Consider the following 14,356-nt stretch of genomic DNA (forward strand, 5'->3'; position numbering starts at 1 on the left):
CGAAAGCTGCAGCGCTCGGTCACAGACCCCCAGCCGGCTGGGGCGGAACCCTAGCTGCCTTCTCCCGGCTCGCCCACAATCCTAACCGACCCGACACGAAGTAGCTGAGCGGTGGAAGTCCCCCCGCGGGCGTGCGAGAGTCGCGGGAACGTACCCCGCTCATTGACGTTCGTAGGTTCCGGACAACAGAGGTTACCTGGCTACCTTGCTGCGGTCCTTGGCCAGGAGCTTGCGTCCGTCCTCGCGGAGTTCGCCGGTGGGTGAGACGTGGCGGTAGAGGGTCTGGCGGGTGATGCCGAGTTCCTTGCAGAGGTCACCGACGTTGGTACCGGGCTTTCCCATGGAGGCCATGGCGAGGCGGAGCTTGGCGGGGGTCATCTTGTAGGGGCGTCCGCCTTTGCGGCCGCGGGCCCGGGCGGCGGCTAGGCCGGCGATCGTGCGTTCGGAGATGAGTTCGCGTTCAAACTCGGCCAGGGCGGCGAAGATGCCGAAGACGAGCTTGCCGGATGCGGTGGTGGTGTCGAGGGCCGCGCCTTGCCCGGTGAGGACCTTCAGGCCGATGCCGCGTTGGGTGAGGTCGTGGACGATGTTGACCAGGTGACGCAGGTCGCGGCCGAGCCGGTCCAACTTCCACACCACCAGGGTGTCCCCGTGACGTAGGGACTTCACGCACGCCGCAAGCTCGGGACGGTCCTCCTTCTTGCCCGAGGCCCTGTCCTCATACAGAGCCTCCGGGTCGACGCCCTCAGCTAGGAGCGCATCCCGCTGCAGGTTCGTGGTCTGCGATCCGTCGGCCTTCGAGACGCGCATGTAGCCGACCAGCACGAGGTGCCTCCCATCTATCACTTATACGACCGATCCTGGACGGGATCGAGATGGAAGGTGTGGCCGTGGCGAACGAGCGAATCACAGAGGACATGGTGGACGCCCGGCTACGGTTTCTGGGGTACTACGACGATGACGAGACGATCATCGTCGAGAAGCAGCAGTCGGCCGTCGCGGCCATCCGGACGGCGTTGGCCAAGGCCTCGAAAGCTGGGAAGGGCGGCGCGGGATACCCCGAGCACATCATCACCGCGCCGGCCACTCCCGACATGGTCGTCCTGATCGAGTGCAAGGCTGATGTGAGGAAGCACGAGTCGCCTGGCCGCGATCGCGCCGCAGATTTCGCGGTCGACGGCGTCTTGCACTACGCGAGGTTTCTCTCGCCGAACTACACCGTGATCGCCGTCGCAGTGTCAGGCGACGAGAAGACGAACGAGTGGTCCTTCTTCGTGATGCCGAAGGGCAGCATCGAGCCGGAGCAACTGGTTTCTCCTCAGGGTGCGCCGATCGCCGAGCTCGTCAGCATGGAGGACCTGATCCGTGCCGCCTCGTTCGATCGCAAAGTCCAGGCCCAGCGCACCGAGGACTTGATCCAGTTCTCGCAGCAGATGCACGAGTTCATGCGCGACGAGGCCGAGCTGGAGGAGAAGGAGAAGCCTCTCGCCGTGGCAGGCACGCTGATCGCACTCAAGGACGAGGTGTTCGCCAAGACCTACGATGCCTACCCGGCCAGCCAACTCGCAGGATTCTGGATGGACTCCATTAAGAAGGTGATGTTGGCGGCGAAGTTGCCAAACGCCAAGATCACGAACATGACCCAGCCCTTCTCGGGGATCGAGGTCCATCCTGAGTTGAGCAAGTCGATGAAGGCGTTCCCGAAGGGCCTGCTCAACGAGATCGTGAGGATGCTCGCGGAGAAGGTCATGCCGTTCATCACCGTATATCACGACTTCGACGTGGTTGGTGCCTTCTACGGGGAGTTTCTAAAGTACACCGGCGGGGACGGTAAGGGGCTGGGCATCGTTCTCACGCCCAAGCACGTGACTGAGTTGTTCAGCCTCCTGGCCAACGTAGACAAGGACTCGATCGTGCTGGATCCGTGCGCGGGCACTGGCGGATTCCTAATCTCGGCGATGAACCAGATGATGCGCTCGGCCACCACGGAGGCCGAGGTCGAGTCGATCAAGAAGAAGCAGCTCGTGGGCGTGGAGCAGCAGCCCTCCATGTATGCCCTCGCGGCGTCAAACATGATCTTGCGGGGCGACGGCAAAGCGAACCTGTACCAGGGATCGTGCTTCGACACCGCTATCACCGCTGGCATGAAGGGCCATAAGGCGACAGTGGGGATGGTAAATCCGCCCTACGCCAAGTCCAAAGCCGACCTGCATGAGTTGCGGTTCGTCGAGCACATGCTGGACAACTTGGCCCCCGGCGCGACGGGTATCGCTATTGTGCCCATCTCGTGCGCGACGGCCCCGAGCGAGCACAAGCGGAACCTGTTGAAGAAGCACACCTTGGAAGCCGTGATGTCGATGCCGCCAGAGGTGTTCTATCCCGTGGGGGTCGTCACCTGCGTGATGGTTTTCACGGCGAAGAAGCCGCACGCTACTTCTAACAGGAAGACGTGGTTCGGGTATTGGCGTGAGGATGGATTCATCAAGGTGAAGAACCTGGGGCGCGTGGACCGAAACCATGTTCACACGACGATCCGGGACCGTTGGGTCGAGACGTTCCGGAACCGTGAAGTCCATCCAGGCGAGTCGGTCATGCAGATGGTGACGGCTGGCGACGAGTGGGTGGCTGAGGCCTACATGGAGACGGACTACTCCTCGATCACCCAAGAAGATTTCAAGCAAGTGCTGATGGACTACGCGTTGTTCACGCTGCGCAGTTCGTCAGAAGCTGTGGCTGGCGGTGAGAAGGAGTGAAGGCACTGTCGGAGCTGTTCGTCGTTGCGTATGGCAACAAGCTCGACATGAACAAGATGACCCCCGCTATGCCGGGTACTGGGGTCGCGTTCGTGGGCCGAATCGGCGGGTTGAACGGAAAGGCGGGGGTCGCTGGTTGTGTCCGGCCTGTACCTGGCCTGGAGCCGTTTCCTTCTGGCTGGCTCACAGTGGCGCTGGGTGGGTCCAGGCTCTTGTCAAGCTATGTTCAGCAGCGGCCGTTCTACACGGCGCAGAACGTCGCTGTCCTGGAGCCCCGGGACCCCGGCATGCCGCTGGTGCAGAAGCTCTACTACGCGATGTGCATCCGAGCCAATGCGTTCAGGTATAGCGCCTTCGGCCGGGAGGCGAATAGGACGTTGGGAGCCGTGCTCTTGCCCAGCGAAATACCGCAGTGGGTCGATGAAGCCGAAATCCCCGCCTTGTCCTTGTCAGGGACGGCTGACCTTGGCACTGTAATGGGCCAGTATCCCGGTTCGTCGGATGAAATGGTTCCGATCACCGATCATTTCGATATTGAGTATGGCCATGGGCTATCGATGAGCACACTGACCACGGTGAGCGCGCCCGAAGGTGTCAACTTCGTCAGCCGGAAAACTCGAGACAACGGAGTGGCGGGTCGAGTGCTTGTGCCCGATGGAGTCACGCTGGCTCCCGCGGGGACCCTGTCAGTTGCGCTGAGCGCAACACCCCTCGCCACCTTCTTCCAAAGTGAGCCCTACGTCACTGGCTACCATGTGGCCATCTTGCGCCCGAAGACCCAGATGTCCATCGGCGAGCTGCTCTGGTGGAAGATGGCGGTCGAGGCGAATAAATACCGGTACTCCTACGGCCGACAGGCGAACAGAACCCTTTCGTCACTGCTTGTCCCCGCGGCCCCCGCGGCTTGTGTGGCCGAGGTCCTTCGGGAGTTGAGTGTCGGAGGCCGCGAGATCGAGGCGATCGGGGCCTGACCGTGAAGATCGGTTACGCGAGGGTCTCGACCAAGGGCCAGAGCGAGTCGCTGGAAGTCCAGCGAGCGGCCCTGGAGGCTGCTGGGTGCGCTCGCGTGTTCAGCGACACCATGAGCGGCGCCAAGGCCGCCAGGCCCGGTCTGAAGGACGCATTGGACTACATGCGGGACGACGATGTGCTGGTGGTCACCCGCCTTGATCGGCTCGGCCGCACGGCCCTGGACACGCTGCGCACGATCGAGAGCTTGGCCAAGCAGGACGTCGCGGTCGTCGTGATGAAGCCCGAGCTGGACACCCGCACCAAGGAGGGCCGGCTCATGGTCACGATCATGTCCGGCCTCGCCGAGTTCGAGCGTGACCTGTTGATCGAGCGCACCAAGGAGGGCGTGGCCCATGCCCGGGCGGAGGGGCGGGTGGCTGGCCCCAAGCCGAAGTTGTCCGCTGAGCAGGTCCGGCTGGCCGGCAAGGCCGTCGCCGGTGGAGAGTCGGTCTCATCTGTGGCCCGATCGCTGGGGGTGTCGCGTCAGACCCTCTACCGCGCGCTGGATAGGCCCGAGGGTGACTGAGGACGAACAGGATGCTCTGGCCTCGATCCGCCTGGCCTACGAGGATCTCGATCGGTGGCGGGCACGGTCCCGCGGGGTGGAGCGCCCTGAGCCCGGAAGCGAGCTGGCCGGCGACGAGGCGGTGTGGCCGTACCTCGACCCTGCCGAAGTCGCCCGCCAATCCCTGGTGTCGGCGACCCAGCACCTGAACCTGGCCCGGGCCGCGATTGAGGCTGGGGAGGTGTTCCCGACAGCGCACTTCTCGGTGCTCCGAGGCGCCCTGGTGGGCAGCAGCATGGCTGTTTGGGTGCTCGGGCCCGACTCCGCGGTGGACCGACAGCAGCGGGCGCTGAGGGTAGTCGAGGAGTTCTACAAGCGGGCACTGCAGTACCACGACGACATTCGGCCTCACGTAGACGTGTCGCACCCGGATGCCGCCCAGTGGCTGGACGCCGGGGAGCACATGCGTCGTCGACGGGCTGAGGCCCGTGCGCGTTGGAGCGCTGCTGACGGACTGAAGGAGGGCCAGGCGCTGGAGATGACCAGCATCGTGCGGGTTGTCTCGGAGTTCGTGTTCGCCCCGCAGGAGGCCCTCAACGTCCGTCTGCTGTGGCGGCAGCTCAGCGGGGATGCCCATGCGCTAACGTGGCAGCTGGTGGGCCGGAGCAGCCATGCGCAGCACGTCGGCGGTGGCATGGCCGAGTTCGCTGCGGGAGGTGACCTCGTCGAGTTGGCAGACGTCTTCGGCAAGGTCTTCAGCCTCACTAAGCGTGGCTGGTCCCTGTTTGACCGCCGCTGCGAGGGGTAACGGCCGGTCCTGGGGGGTCACTGCGTGTTTGCGGTGACTTTAGCGGTCACTTTGAGTTTGGAAACGACGATGGCCTGGTCAGAACATCGTTCTGACCAGGCCTTTCGTCGGGCTGACAGGATTTGAACCTGCGACCCCTTGACCCCCAGTCAAGTGCGCTACCAAGCTGCGCCACAGCCCGTGGCAATCGATCGACGGCATCTGCTGTGTCGATCAGCAAGCGGATGCACTCTACCAAGCCGGCACGGTATCGGCACAAATCCAGTCGGGGGCCGCTTCCGAAACTGTCTATTCCGGGCCGAGGTCCCAGCCGGCGTCGATCCCCCGCTCTTGCAGTTCCTCGGTCACCCGGAGGGCGATCCGGCGCCAGGCCGGGGTGGTCAGGCTTTGGGTGTTCAACAGCTCGTTCAGCTCCGGATTGGCGAACACCCCCTGCCAGTCACTGTCCTGTTCGGGATCATCCGGTTCCCAGGTCGAGAGGACCCACTCGACAGTCCTGGCGACGTGGGCCTCCACCCGCGGATCGTCGGGGTCGGTATCGGCCAGCGCCAGGTTCGCGATCGTCATCCGGATGCTCTCCTCGGTGAACAGCACCTGCCCCGACTCCGAATCGAGCCAGGCCACCAGCTTCGGCCCGTACAAGGCATGGGCCAGCACCCACGAATCGCGCAGGTAGTCGACCAGCTGCGGCGGCACCTCGGGCTGCTCGCGCATCAGCTCGATGAACCCGGCCAGCCGTGGCGGCAGCGCCACCCGATCGGCGGAATCGAGGGTGCGCAACGACTCCTGCACCCGCTGCAGACCGGCGATCTGCTCACTCACCTGCTGCTGGATCTCGGTGATCGCGGTACGAAAACCCGCCTCCGGCCCGTCCAGCACCTCATCCACCCGGGACAACGGGACACCGGCCCGGGCCAGGGCGACGATCCGTACCAGCCGGATCACGTCCTCGGCGCCGTAGCGGCGATACCCCGCACTGTCCCGCTCGGGCTCGGGCAACAGCCCGCGCTGATGATAGAAGCGGACGGTCCGCGTGCTCACCCCGGCGAAGGCCGCAAGATCACCGATCTGCAGCGAGACGCTCATCGCTCCTCCGCCCCGGCACTCGGCCGAGACCGGCCACCACCGAAACCGGGCCGAGCCTCAACTCTGCGAACCATGTGCCTCATGATGCCCGTCCGCTCCCCCACCCTCGGCGACCGGCTCGGCAGCATCACCCTCGGCTCCACCCGAGCCCGGTGCCGGCGCGGTGGCCACCGCGCGGGCATCACGACTGATCACAGCCAGCACCGCGACGAACACCCAGAAGATCCCAAGGGCCAGCGCCGCGGTCTGCATTTCGGTCAAGGTCAGCGCGAGCGTCAGACCGCCCAGACCGATCGGCCCGGCGACCATCGTCGCGGCGGTGAACCAACCCAGCACCCTGCCCCGCGTACCGGTCGGCAGTTGTTCGGCGATGAACACATTCCAGACCGGGCCGAACAGTCCCCCGCCCAGGCCCAACAGCAGCATCCCGACCATGATCAACGGCACCGAGGCCAGCAGCGCCACCGCCACCATGCCGAGGGTCATCAAGATCATCGCCGCCAGGTACGCCGGCAGCCGAGAACGCTTCGAGAGCAGGGCATACAGCACCGCACCCAGCAACGACCCGACGGCAAAGGCCGACAGTGTGAACCCTAACAGCTCGGGCCGCTCGATACCGGCGTAGAAGGCGGGCAGGACGACGGCCAGCAGCGGCGGAGTGATCAAGGTCGCAGCGAAGCTGATGATCAACACCGCCAGCAACCGCCGGTCGCCGATGATCAACTGCCAACCGCCCCGACCCGTCGCCTGATGATCCGCGCCGATCGACGGTGAGACCGGCAGCAACCAGGTCAACACCCCGGCCAGGGCCGAACACATCGCGGTCACCCAGACCACCGTCACCGGGTCGAACCAGCCCAGCAGCAGACCGGCCAGCGCCGGCCCGGCGAGGAACGCCAGCGAGAACGAGGCCTGGAACACCCCGGCCACGGTGTCCACCTTCGTACCCGAGGTCTCCGCCACCTCGGCCATCAACGCCTGCCTGGCCGTCATCCCTGGTACGTCGAACAGCGCCCCGACCGCGCCCAGGATCACGAACCACATCAGGTCCAGCCCCCACACGGCATCCACCACCGGCAGCGCCGCCACCGAGACGGCCGAGCCGATATCGGCCAGCACGGCCACCCGCCGGGCCCCGAATCGGTCGGCCAGCCGACCGCCCAACAAGGTCGCCGGCACCGTCGCGATCCCGGACACCGTGGCCACGGTGGCGGTGATCGTCACGTCACCGGTACGCGCCAGTACCAACCACGGCAGGACGATCGCGATCGCCGAGTTGCCGAACAGCGACAGAGCCGCACCACCGACATACAGCGGTACGGCGAAGCGGCTCCGAATCCCCACAGTTGTGACCATGGGACAAGCGAAACCGGTTGACGCTAGGTCAAGGTCAAGCCGGGCTCGGGGACACCAGTCCCCTGGGCGTCAACGACAGCACCGGCCCTCAGCGGTTGCGGCGCTTCTCCCGGGCCCGTACCTGCAGATGGATCGGCGTACCGGGGAAGCCGAACTCCTCCCGCAGCCGACGCTCGACGTAGCGCAGGTAGGTGGCATCCAGGTCGCCGCTGGTGAACAGGATGAAGGTCGGCGGTCCGGACTGGGCCTGGGTGCCGAAGAGGATCCGCGGCTGTTTGCCGCCGCGAACCGGGTGCGGATGGGAGGCCACCAGCCGACCCAGGAAGGCGTTCAGCTTGCCGGTGGAGATCCGCTGCTCCCAGCCGGAGACGGCGGTCTCGATGACCTTGCCGAGCCGGTTGAGGTGGCTGCCGGTGAGTGCCGACATGTTCACCCGCGGCGCCCAGGCATAGGCCCGCAGATCCCGCTCGATCTCGCGCTCGAGGTAGTAGCGGCGCTCCTCATCGGTCAGATCCCACTTGTTGAAGACCAGCACCAGACCGCGACCGGCCTCGGCGACACTGGTCAGGATCCGCATGTCCTGATCACTGACGGTCTCATTGGAGTCGATCACCATGACGCAGATCTCGGCCCGCTCGATCGCGCCCTGGGTCCGCAGACTGGCGTAGTACTCGTGGCCCGAGGCCTCCCGTACCCGCTTGCGCAGGCCGGCGGTGTCGACGAACTGGTACACCTGCCCGTCCAGCTCGACCAGCTCGTCGACCGGGTCGACTGTGGTGCCCGAGGCGTCGTCGACGACCGAGCGCTCGGATCCGGCCAGCTTGTTCAACAGCGACGACTTGCCGACATTCGGCTTGCCGACGATCGCCACCCGGCGGGGTCCGCGTACCTCCTCGAAGGTCCCCCGCGGCGCCTCGGGCAAGGCCTCCAGCACCGCATCGAGCAGGTCACCGGTCCCCCGGCCGTGCATGGCCGAGACGGCATAGGGCTCACCCAGGCCGAGATTCCACATGGCCGCAGCCTCGGCCTCGGCACGGGCGTCGTCGACCTTGTTCGCGGCCAGCACCACCGGTTTCCTCGACTCCCGCAGCACCCGGACCACGGCCTCGTCCTCGTCCAGGGTGCCGACCGTCGCATCGACGACGAAGAGCACCGCATCGGCGGCACTGATCGCCAGCTCGGCCTGTTCGGCGATCCGGGCGGCCATCCCCTCGGCATCGGAGGCCCAGCCGCCGGTGTCGACGACGACGAACTCCCGGCCGTTCCAGATCGCGTCATAGCTGACCCGGTCACGGGTCACCCCGGGTACGTCCTGGACCACCGCTTCGCGGCGGCCGAGGATCCGGTTCACCAGGGTGGACTTGCCCACATTCGGTCGGCCGACCACAGCCACCACGGGCTTGGCGATCGACTGCTCGGGTACGGTCACGGGGTCCTCCTGGATCGGCTACAGCCGCTCAACGATACATGAGCCGGCGAACGCCCGCCCGGCGATTCAGCGGTGGGCGGCGGTGGCCAGCTCGACGATGGTGTCGATCACCTGTGACAGGTCGAGCTCGGTGGAATCGATCACGGTGACCCCGTCGGCGGCCTCGGTGAAGGCGGCCACGGTGCTGTCCTCGGCATCACGACGGACCACCTGATCGGTGACGGCGGCCTCATCGGCCTTCCCCTCGAGTTCGCTGAACCGGCGGCGTACCCGGGCGTCCGGGTCGGCGACCAGCAGCACCCGTACCGGGGCATCGGGTACGACCACCGTGGTCAGGTCACGCCCTTCGGCGACGATGCCACCGGTCTCGGTGATGATCTGCCGCTGCCGGGCGATCAGCGCCTCCCGTACGGCCAGGTTGGTCGCCACCTTCGAGACCACCGCAGAGATGCCGGGCTCCCGGATCGGCGCGGTCACCTCGGTGCCGTCGATGGTGATCCAGAACTGCCGCGGATCGGTGCTGACCTCGATCACCGCGGTCCGCGCGAGTTCGGCGACGACCTCGACATCGTCCAGGGGAATCCGCCGGTCCAGTGCGGCCCAGGTCACCGCCCGATACATCGAACCGGTGTCGAGGAAGCCGAGGCCGAGCCGCTCGGCGACCCCCCGGGAGGCGCTGGACTTGCCGGACCCCGAGGGCCCGTCGATCGCGATCACCAGGGGTACGTCGTCAGTCACCGGCCCATCATGGCCCAGCCGGCCGGTACGGCGTCAATCGCGCCTCAGCCGGCGGTCGGATCGGCGACCCAGCCGGCCAGCAGCGCGACCCGGGTACCGGTGTCCACGACCGCATAGGCGAAGGGACGATCGAGCACCAACTCCACCCCGCCCTCGGGTGCCGGAGCGGCCCCTGCGCCCTGCATCGCGGCCGTTGCCGCGGCCGCCTCGGTCCCCTCGGCATCGACGGCGATCCAGCCACCGTGCAGCACCTGTTCGATCCAGATCGGCACCGCCCCACCGGTCATCGGACCGAAATCGGCGACCACCGGCTCGAAGGCGGCCTCGACCCCGAGCGCCTGCAGCACCTCCTTCAGCGCGAACCTGCTGCCGGACGTCCACGCCGGCATGGTCAGGTCCACCGCCACGGGCTCCTGCACCGCCAGTGCGTCGGCCAACTCACCGGCGGCGAACCCGTCGAGCATCTGCTGCTCGGCGCCGGTATGCGGCAGCGCAACCATCATCGCCAGGTCACCGCCGAGGTAGGGAATGCTGACCGCCGTGTAGTGATCACCCACCGCGGCCGTCCAACGGCCCTTGGCATGCAGCATCGGCGCCTGCACCGTTTCCCCGGCGGCGGTCGTGAACGGCACCGGACCGTCCTCGGAGAACGGCTCGGCCCACGGTGCGGCCAGGTACAGCGCATTCACCAGGGCAATGGCCGTGTCGGGGGTGATCGAACCCGGCCCGAGCAGATCCTCGATCTTGCCCTCGGTGTGATCGCTGACCCAGTCGTTGATCACCCCGGCGGCACCGTCGGCGTCGGTGAAGTCGGTCTCGGCGATTCCGGTGCCGTACCACCGGGAGAGCACGTTCAGGTACTCCTCCGACCACGCGATCTCCGGGCGGGCGAAGATCTGACCGGCCAGGTCGATCCGGATCTCACCCGATCGGCGGCCCTCCTGGAGCTTTCCGCTGCGGGCGGGGACGGTCGCCAACAGGTACGCCATCCCCTCGTTCAGCTCCTCCAGCGGCGGCAGCCCGAGCGCGGCATCCAGCTCGGCCGCGGTCTCTGCGGCGGCACCGTTGCGGGCCATCGCCAGCACCGCCATCAACGACAGCGGTGAGCAGATCCGGTTCTCGGCGCCGCCGAGTTGAGCCAGCAACCGTCCCCCCAGGGTGGTGACCGACCGGTTCAGCGATTCGACCGAGTTCGTGCCGGTCTGCTCGGGAACGTCCGCCCGGATCATCGTCGGTCCGCCACAGCCGGCCAGTGTCAGTGCACCGGCGGCCGCCAGCAGTCCGAGGAAATCACGTCTGCCCAACGCCACCGACGGCCCGGTCGATTCGGATCCTCGCACCGGCAGCGCTCCCAGTTCCATGCCGTGACGCTAGCCCGCCGGCGGATCAGGAGGATCTCGCGAGGGATCGCCGATGCAGTGACGACACCGGATCGTGACCTGCCACGCCGCCGGAAGCGGCCCTCACAGAGGCGGTGCTGCGGTGCTCACCCGCCACCCGGCGTCGGTCATCGCCCGGGTCAGCGCCTGCTCCCGGTCGGGATGGACGTAGATCCGCAGATGACCGACCAGCCGCATCGGGTCGTGTTCGATCGCCACATCCTCGACGTTCACCCCGGCCGCATCCACATCGCCGAACAACCGGGCCAGCGAACCCGGGGCGTCGGGGATCTCGATCACGATCGAGGCATAGTCCACCGCCGAGGCACCGTGCTTGCCCGGCAGTTTGCGGACCCCGGCATTGGCCTGCGCCAACAGCGGGCGGACATCGGGTTCGGTCCGCTCCAGCCGCTGCGTCAGCTCCGACAGCCGGTCGGCCAACGCCTGCAGCTCCGGCACCAGCACCCGGGCATTGGCCGAGACGATCTGCTCCCACAACCCCGGATCACCGCCGGCGATCCGGGTCACATCGCGTACCCCCTGACCGGCCAGGGCCAGATCGTCCGGACTCATCTGCGCCAACTGTCCGGCCATCAGCACCGAGACCAGATGCGGCAGATGGGAGACCCGGCCGACGGCTCGGTCGTGATCGGCCGGCGCCATCGTGATCAACCGCGCATCACACAACCGGGCCAGCGCCTCCACGGTGGCAATCGCCTCCGGTGCGGAGTCCTCGTGCGGGGTGATCACCCAGGTCCGCTCGCTGAACAGGTCGGCGCTGGCGGCCAGTGGCCCGGCCAGATGCGAACCGGCCATCGGATGCGAACCGACATAACGCGACAGGCTGCGGTGATCGATCAGCTCCCGCAACTGCGGTTCCTTCACCGACCCGACATCGGTGACCACGGCATTGCGGTACACATCCAGCGCCTCGTCCACCACCGCGGCGATCGCCCGCGGCGGTACGGCGACGACCACCAGTGCCACCTCGGCGGGATCGACCGGAGTCTGCGTCCCGGCACCACGACCGACCGCCACCCGGGCATGGGAGGGATTGGCATCGCGTACCTCGACCTGCACCCCGGCCGCGGTCAGGGCCTGGCCGATCGAGGTGCCGATCAGCCCGGCACCGATCAGCACCACCGGCCCCAACGGTGGTGCCGGCAATTCGGGGCTCAACTGGAACTGCCGAGCAACTCTGCCAACACCGGTGCGGTCAGTCGGCGGAACTTGCGGTGGCTGGCACGGGTACGGTCCAGCACCGCCGCCTCCAACGCCTCCGGCGCCAACACCGGGGCCGGGGTGTCGGCGGCCGGGTCGGCCGGCGGGGTGAGCCCCTTCACCAGCAGCTTCACCGCCGTGGCCAGGGGCAGGTCCGGGCGCCAGTCGGGGATGATCGCCTTCGACACCGATTCGGCCGAACCGCCCATGATCGCGAAGGTCGGCTCATCGGTGACCGACCCGTCGTAGCTGAGCCGGTAGATCACATCGGCGCCCGGGCTGTCCCCGACCTCGGCGACGGCGAGCTCGACCTCGTAGGGCTTGTCCCCACCGCTGGAGAAGATCGACCCCAGCAACTGGGCGTACATATTGGCCAGGCCGATCCCGGTGACATCGGCCCGGTCGTAGGAGTACCCGCGCAGATCGGCCTGCCGGATGCCGAGCACCCGCAGCTGCTCGAACTCGTTGTAGCGCCCGACCGCGGCGAACCCGATCCGGTCATAGACCTCGGAGATCTTGTGCAGGGTGGAACGGTTCTCGGCCACGAAGACGATGCCGTCGGCATAGCGGCTGACCGCGACCGAACGGCCGCGGGCGATCCCCTTCCGGGCGAAATCGGCCCGGTCCTTCATCAACTGTTCGGGTGCCACATACATCGGCATGCTCATGGCTTGCTCCTAGCTCTGTTCCGGGATGCCCGGATCGACTGAACGTATCGCACGCTGCTGCGTCGGCGCCGCTCAGAGCAGCGGTGCCGCCGGGCCGTCGGGACGTCCCATCCGGCCGGCCACCACCTGGTCGACGATCGCTGCGACCTCGGAGTCGGGGAGACGTCGCACACCGTCGGCGGTGGCCACCATCACCACCGGGAAGATTCGCCGGCTGAGATCCGGCCCGCCGGTGGCCGAGTCGTCATCGGCGGCGTCGTAGAGCGATTGCACCAGCGCGGTCACACAGCCGGTCTCGTCCAGATCCTCGTGGTAGAGCTTCTTCAACGATCCCCGGGCGAAGACCGAACCGGAACCGACCGAGTGGAAGGCCGTCTCCTCGTACCGGCCACCGGTCGGGTCGTAGGAGAAGATCCGGCCGAGCTCGCGCTGGGTGTCCCAGCCGGCGAACAGCGGTACGACGGTGAGCCCTTGCAGCGCCATGCCCAGGTTGCCCCGGACCATTGCCGCCAGGTGGTTCGCCTTGCCCGACAGCGACAGCGGCGCCCCCTCGATCTTCTCGTAGTGCTCCAGCTCCACCCGGAACAGGCGCACCATCTCCACCGCGATACCGGCACTGCCGGCGATCCCGATCATCGAGTACTCGTCGGTGGCGAAAACCTTCTCGATGTCGCGCTGGGCGATCATGTTGCCCATCGTGGCCCGGCGGTCACCGGCCATCGCGACACCGCCGGGGAAGCCGGCGGCGACGATCGTCGTCCCGTGCGGGGCCAGCTCGGAGACCCGTACCGCATCGGCCACCGCCGGCGAGTGGGGCAGGGCATTCGGCACCACCTGTGAGGCCAGCTCCGCGATCGTCACCCGGCGGCCGGGATCCCCAAGCTCAGACCGTGGGAAGTCCGACCGGGAGAAACCACCTGTTCCTGCCCCCAGACCGTGTCTCACTGCCCACCCTTCTGCACGAACGAACGGACGAACTCGGCGGCATTGGTCTCCAGCACGCCGTCGATCTCGTCGAGCAGGTCGTCGAAATCGTCGGTCTGCGGTTGCGGCTGGTCCTGGGCCACCGGCGTGCTGTCGGCATCCTCGCCGGGATCACCCTTGGAGCGATTCGAGTGCTGTTGCGACTCGGCCATGTCTGCACCTCCGTCTCGGCCCCGGTCGGGTTCCGGGGTTCCTACCCTACCCAGCGGCTCCGACGATGGGAGTCGGCTCAGGTAACGGATTGCTCACCGTCGGCGGGTCCGCGGCGCCAGTGAGCCGGCTCACTTCCGACACCCCGGCGGGAGGAGATTCGTCACCCGTGCCGCCCAGCCACTACAGTGGTCACCGCAGCCCGCCGAGTCTCACCCCGGGCTGTTGGTGATGTAGAGCGACCTGCTCCTCCCCTCCCACTCGATTG

14 protein-coding genes and 1 tRNA gene are annotated in these 14,356 nt (G+C 67.1%); 4 read left to right on the forward strand and 11 right to left on the reverse strand.

Going from position 1 to position 14,356, the window contains the following annotated elements; genetic code table 11:
- Positions 1 to 192 precede the first annotated feature (192 nt).
- Positions 193 to 825 (reverse strand): recombinase family protein, encoded by a 633-nt coding sequence (locus CLV29_RS05185; protein ID WP_133753944.1) that lies wholly within the window; start codon positions 823 to 825, stop codon positions 193 to 195.
- A 59-nt stretch (positions 826 to 884) separates the two neighbouring features.
- On the opposite strand from CLV29_RS05185, the gene CLV29_RS05190 reads away from it, so the two are divergent.
- From CLV29_RS05190 to CLV29_RS16690, 4 genes are read left to right on the forward strand one after another with little or no spacing between them, the layout of a single operon-like run.
- Entirely contained in the window at positions 885 to 2,753 is a 1,869-nt protein-coding gene (locus CLV29_RS05190; protein WP_208292757.1) for an HsdM family class I SAM-dependent methyltransferase, read from the forward strand.
- Positions 2,750 to 3,724, forward strand: coding sequence for a restriction endonuclease subunit S (locus CLV29_RS05195; RefSeq protein ID WP_133753945.1), 975 nt, complete (start codon positions 2,750 to 2,752; stop codon positions 3,722 to 3,724). The genes CLV29_RS05190 and CLV29_RS05195 overlap by 4 nt, the downstream gene beginning before the upstream one ends.
- 2 nt (positions 3,725 to 3,726) lie before the next feature.
- A complete protein-coding gene (locus tag CLV29_RS05200; protein ID WP_133753946.1) occupies positions 3,727 to 4,290 on the forward strand; it encodes a recombinase family protein in 564 nt (187 codons plus the stop codon).
- Entirely contained in the window at positions 4,283 to 5,077 is a 795-nt protein-coding gene (locus CLV29_RS16690; protein WP_243831735.1) for a hypothetical protein, read from the forward strand. The genes CLV29_RS05200 and CLV29_RS16690 overlap by 8 nt, the downstream gene beginning before the upstream one ends.
- Before the next feature lie 107 nt (positions 5,078 to 5,184).
- Here the strand turns inward: CLV29_RS16690 and CLV29_RS05210 are convergent.
- The 10 genes from CLV29_RS05210 to CLV29_RS05255 form a co-directional block, all read right to left on the reverse strand.
- Positions 5,185 to 5,258 (reverse strand) — tRNA-Pro (locus tag CLV29_RS05210).
- A 107-nt stretch (positions 5,259 to 5,365) separates the two neighbouring features.
- Positions 5,366 to 6,163, reverse strand: coding sequence for a MerR family transcriptional regulator (locus CLV29_RS05215; protein WP_133753947.1), 798 nt, complete (start codon positions 6,161 to 6,163; stop codon positions 5,366 to 5,368).
- Positions 6,164 to 6,220: 57 nt separating this feature from the next.
- Complete coding sequence (locus CLV29_RS05220; RefSeq protein WP_133753948.1) at positions 6,221 to 7,519, reverse strand: MFS transporter; 1,299 nt, start codon at positions 7,517 to 7,519, stop codon at positions 6,221 to 6,223.
- Positions 7,520 to 7,607: 88 nt separating this feature from the next.
- Positions 7,608 to 8,948, reverse strand: coding sequence for a ribosome biogenesis GTPase Der (gene der / locus CLV29_RS05225; protein WP_243831736.1), 1,341 nt, complete (start codon positions 8,946 to 8,948; stop codon positions 7,608 to 7,610).
- Positions 8,949 to 9,014: 66 nt separating this feature from the next.
- On the reverse strand, positions 9,015 to 9,686 hold the full coding sequence (gene cmk, locus CLV29_RS05230; protein ID WP_243831737.1) for a (d)CMP kinase: 672 nt from the start codon (positions 9,684 to 9,686) through the stop codon (positions 9,015 to 9,017).
- A 44-nt stretch (positions 9,687 to 9,730) separates the two neighbouring features.
- Positions 9,731 to 11,047 carry a serpin family protein gene (locus CLV29_RS05235; RefSeq protein ID WP_133753950.1) on the reverse strand — a complete coding sequence of 439 codons (1,317 nt, stop codon included), beginning with the start codon at positions 11,045 to 11,047 and terminating at the stop codon, positions 9,731 to 9,733.
- Between the two features lie 102 nt (positions 11,048 to 11,149).
- Positions 11,150 to 12,244, reverse strand: coding sequence for a prephenate dehydrogenase (locus CLV29_RS05240; protein WP_208292758.1), 1,095 nt, complete (start codon positions 12,242 to 12,244; stop codon positions 11,150 to 11,152).
- Positions 12,241 to 12,954, reverse strand: a complete 714-nt coding sequence (gene prcA / locus CLV29_RS05245; RefSeq protein ID WP_133753951.1) for a proteasome subunit alpha — start codon at positions 12,952 to 12,954, stop codon at positions 12,241 to 12,243. Before prcA ends, CLV29_RS05240 begins: the two co-directional genes overlap by 4 nt.
- Before the next feature lie 72 nt (positions 12,955 to 13,026).
- Positions 13,027 to 13,773, reverse strand: a complete 747-nt coding sequence (gene prcB / locus CLV29_RS05250) for a proteasome subunit beta (protein ID WP_243831869.1) — start codon at positions 13,771 to 13,773, stop codon at positions 13,027 to 13,029.
- Positions 13,774 to 13,895: 122 nt separating this feature from the next.
- The gene (locus CLV29_RS05255; protein WP_133753952.1) at positions 13,896 to 14,090 is read right to left on the reverse strand and encodes a ubiquitin-like protein Pup; all 195 of its coding nucleotides are present in this window, start codon (positions 14,088 to 14,090) and stop codon (positions 13,896 to 13,898) included.
- Between the last annotated feature and the right edge of the window lie 266 nt (positions 14,091 to 14,356).

Origin of the sequence: Naumannella halotolerans, from assembly GCF_004364645.1 — a bacterium.
Taxonomy (GTDB): Bacteria; Actinomycetota; Actinomycetes; order Propionibacteriales; family Propionibacteriaceae; genus Naumannella; species Naumannella halotolerans.

What these genes read in the sequence shown, in the direction of transcription:
- CLV29_RS05215 (WP_133753947.1), bottom strand. Translation starts at nt 6,163, where the DNA reads ATGAGCGTCTCGCTGCAGATCGGTGATCTTGCGGCCTTCGCCGGGGTG.
- prcA (WP_133753951.1), bottom strand. Translation starts at nt 12,954, where the DNA reads ATGAGCATGCCGATGTATGTGGCACCCGAACAGTTGATGAAGGACCGG.
- CLV29_RS05235 (WP_133753950.1), bottom strand. Translation starts at nt 11,047, where the DNA reads ATGGAACTGGGAGCGCTGCCGGTGCGAGGATCCGAATCGACCGGGCCG.
- CLV29_RS05255 (WP_133753952.1), bottom strand. Translation starts at nt 14,090, where the DNA reads ATGGCCGAGTCGCAACAGCACTCGAATCGCTCCAAGGGTGATCCCGGC.
- CLV29_RS05220 (WP_133753948.1), bottom strand. Translation starts at nt 7,519, where the DNA reads ATGGTCACAACTGTGGGGATTCGGAGCCGCTTCGCCGTACCGCTGTAT.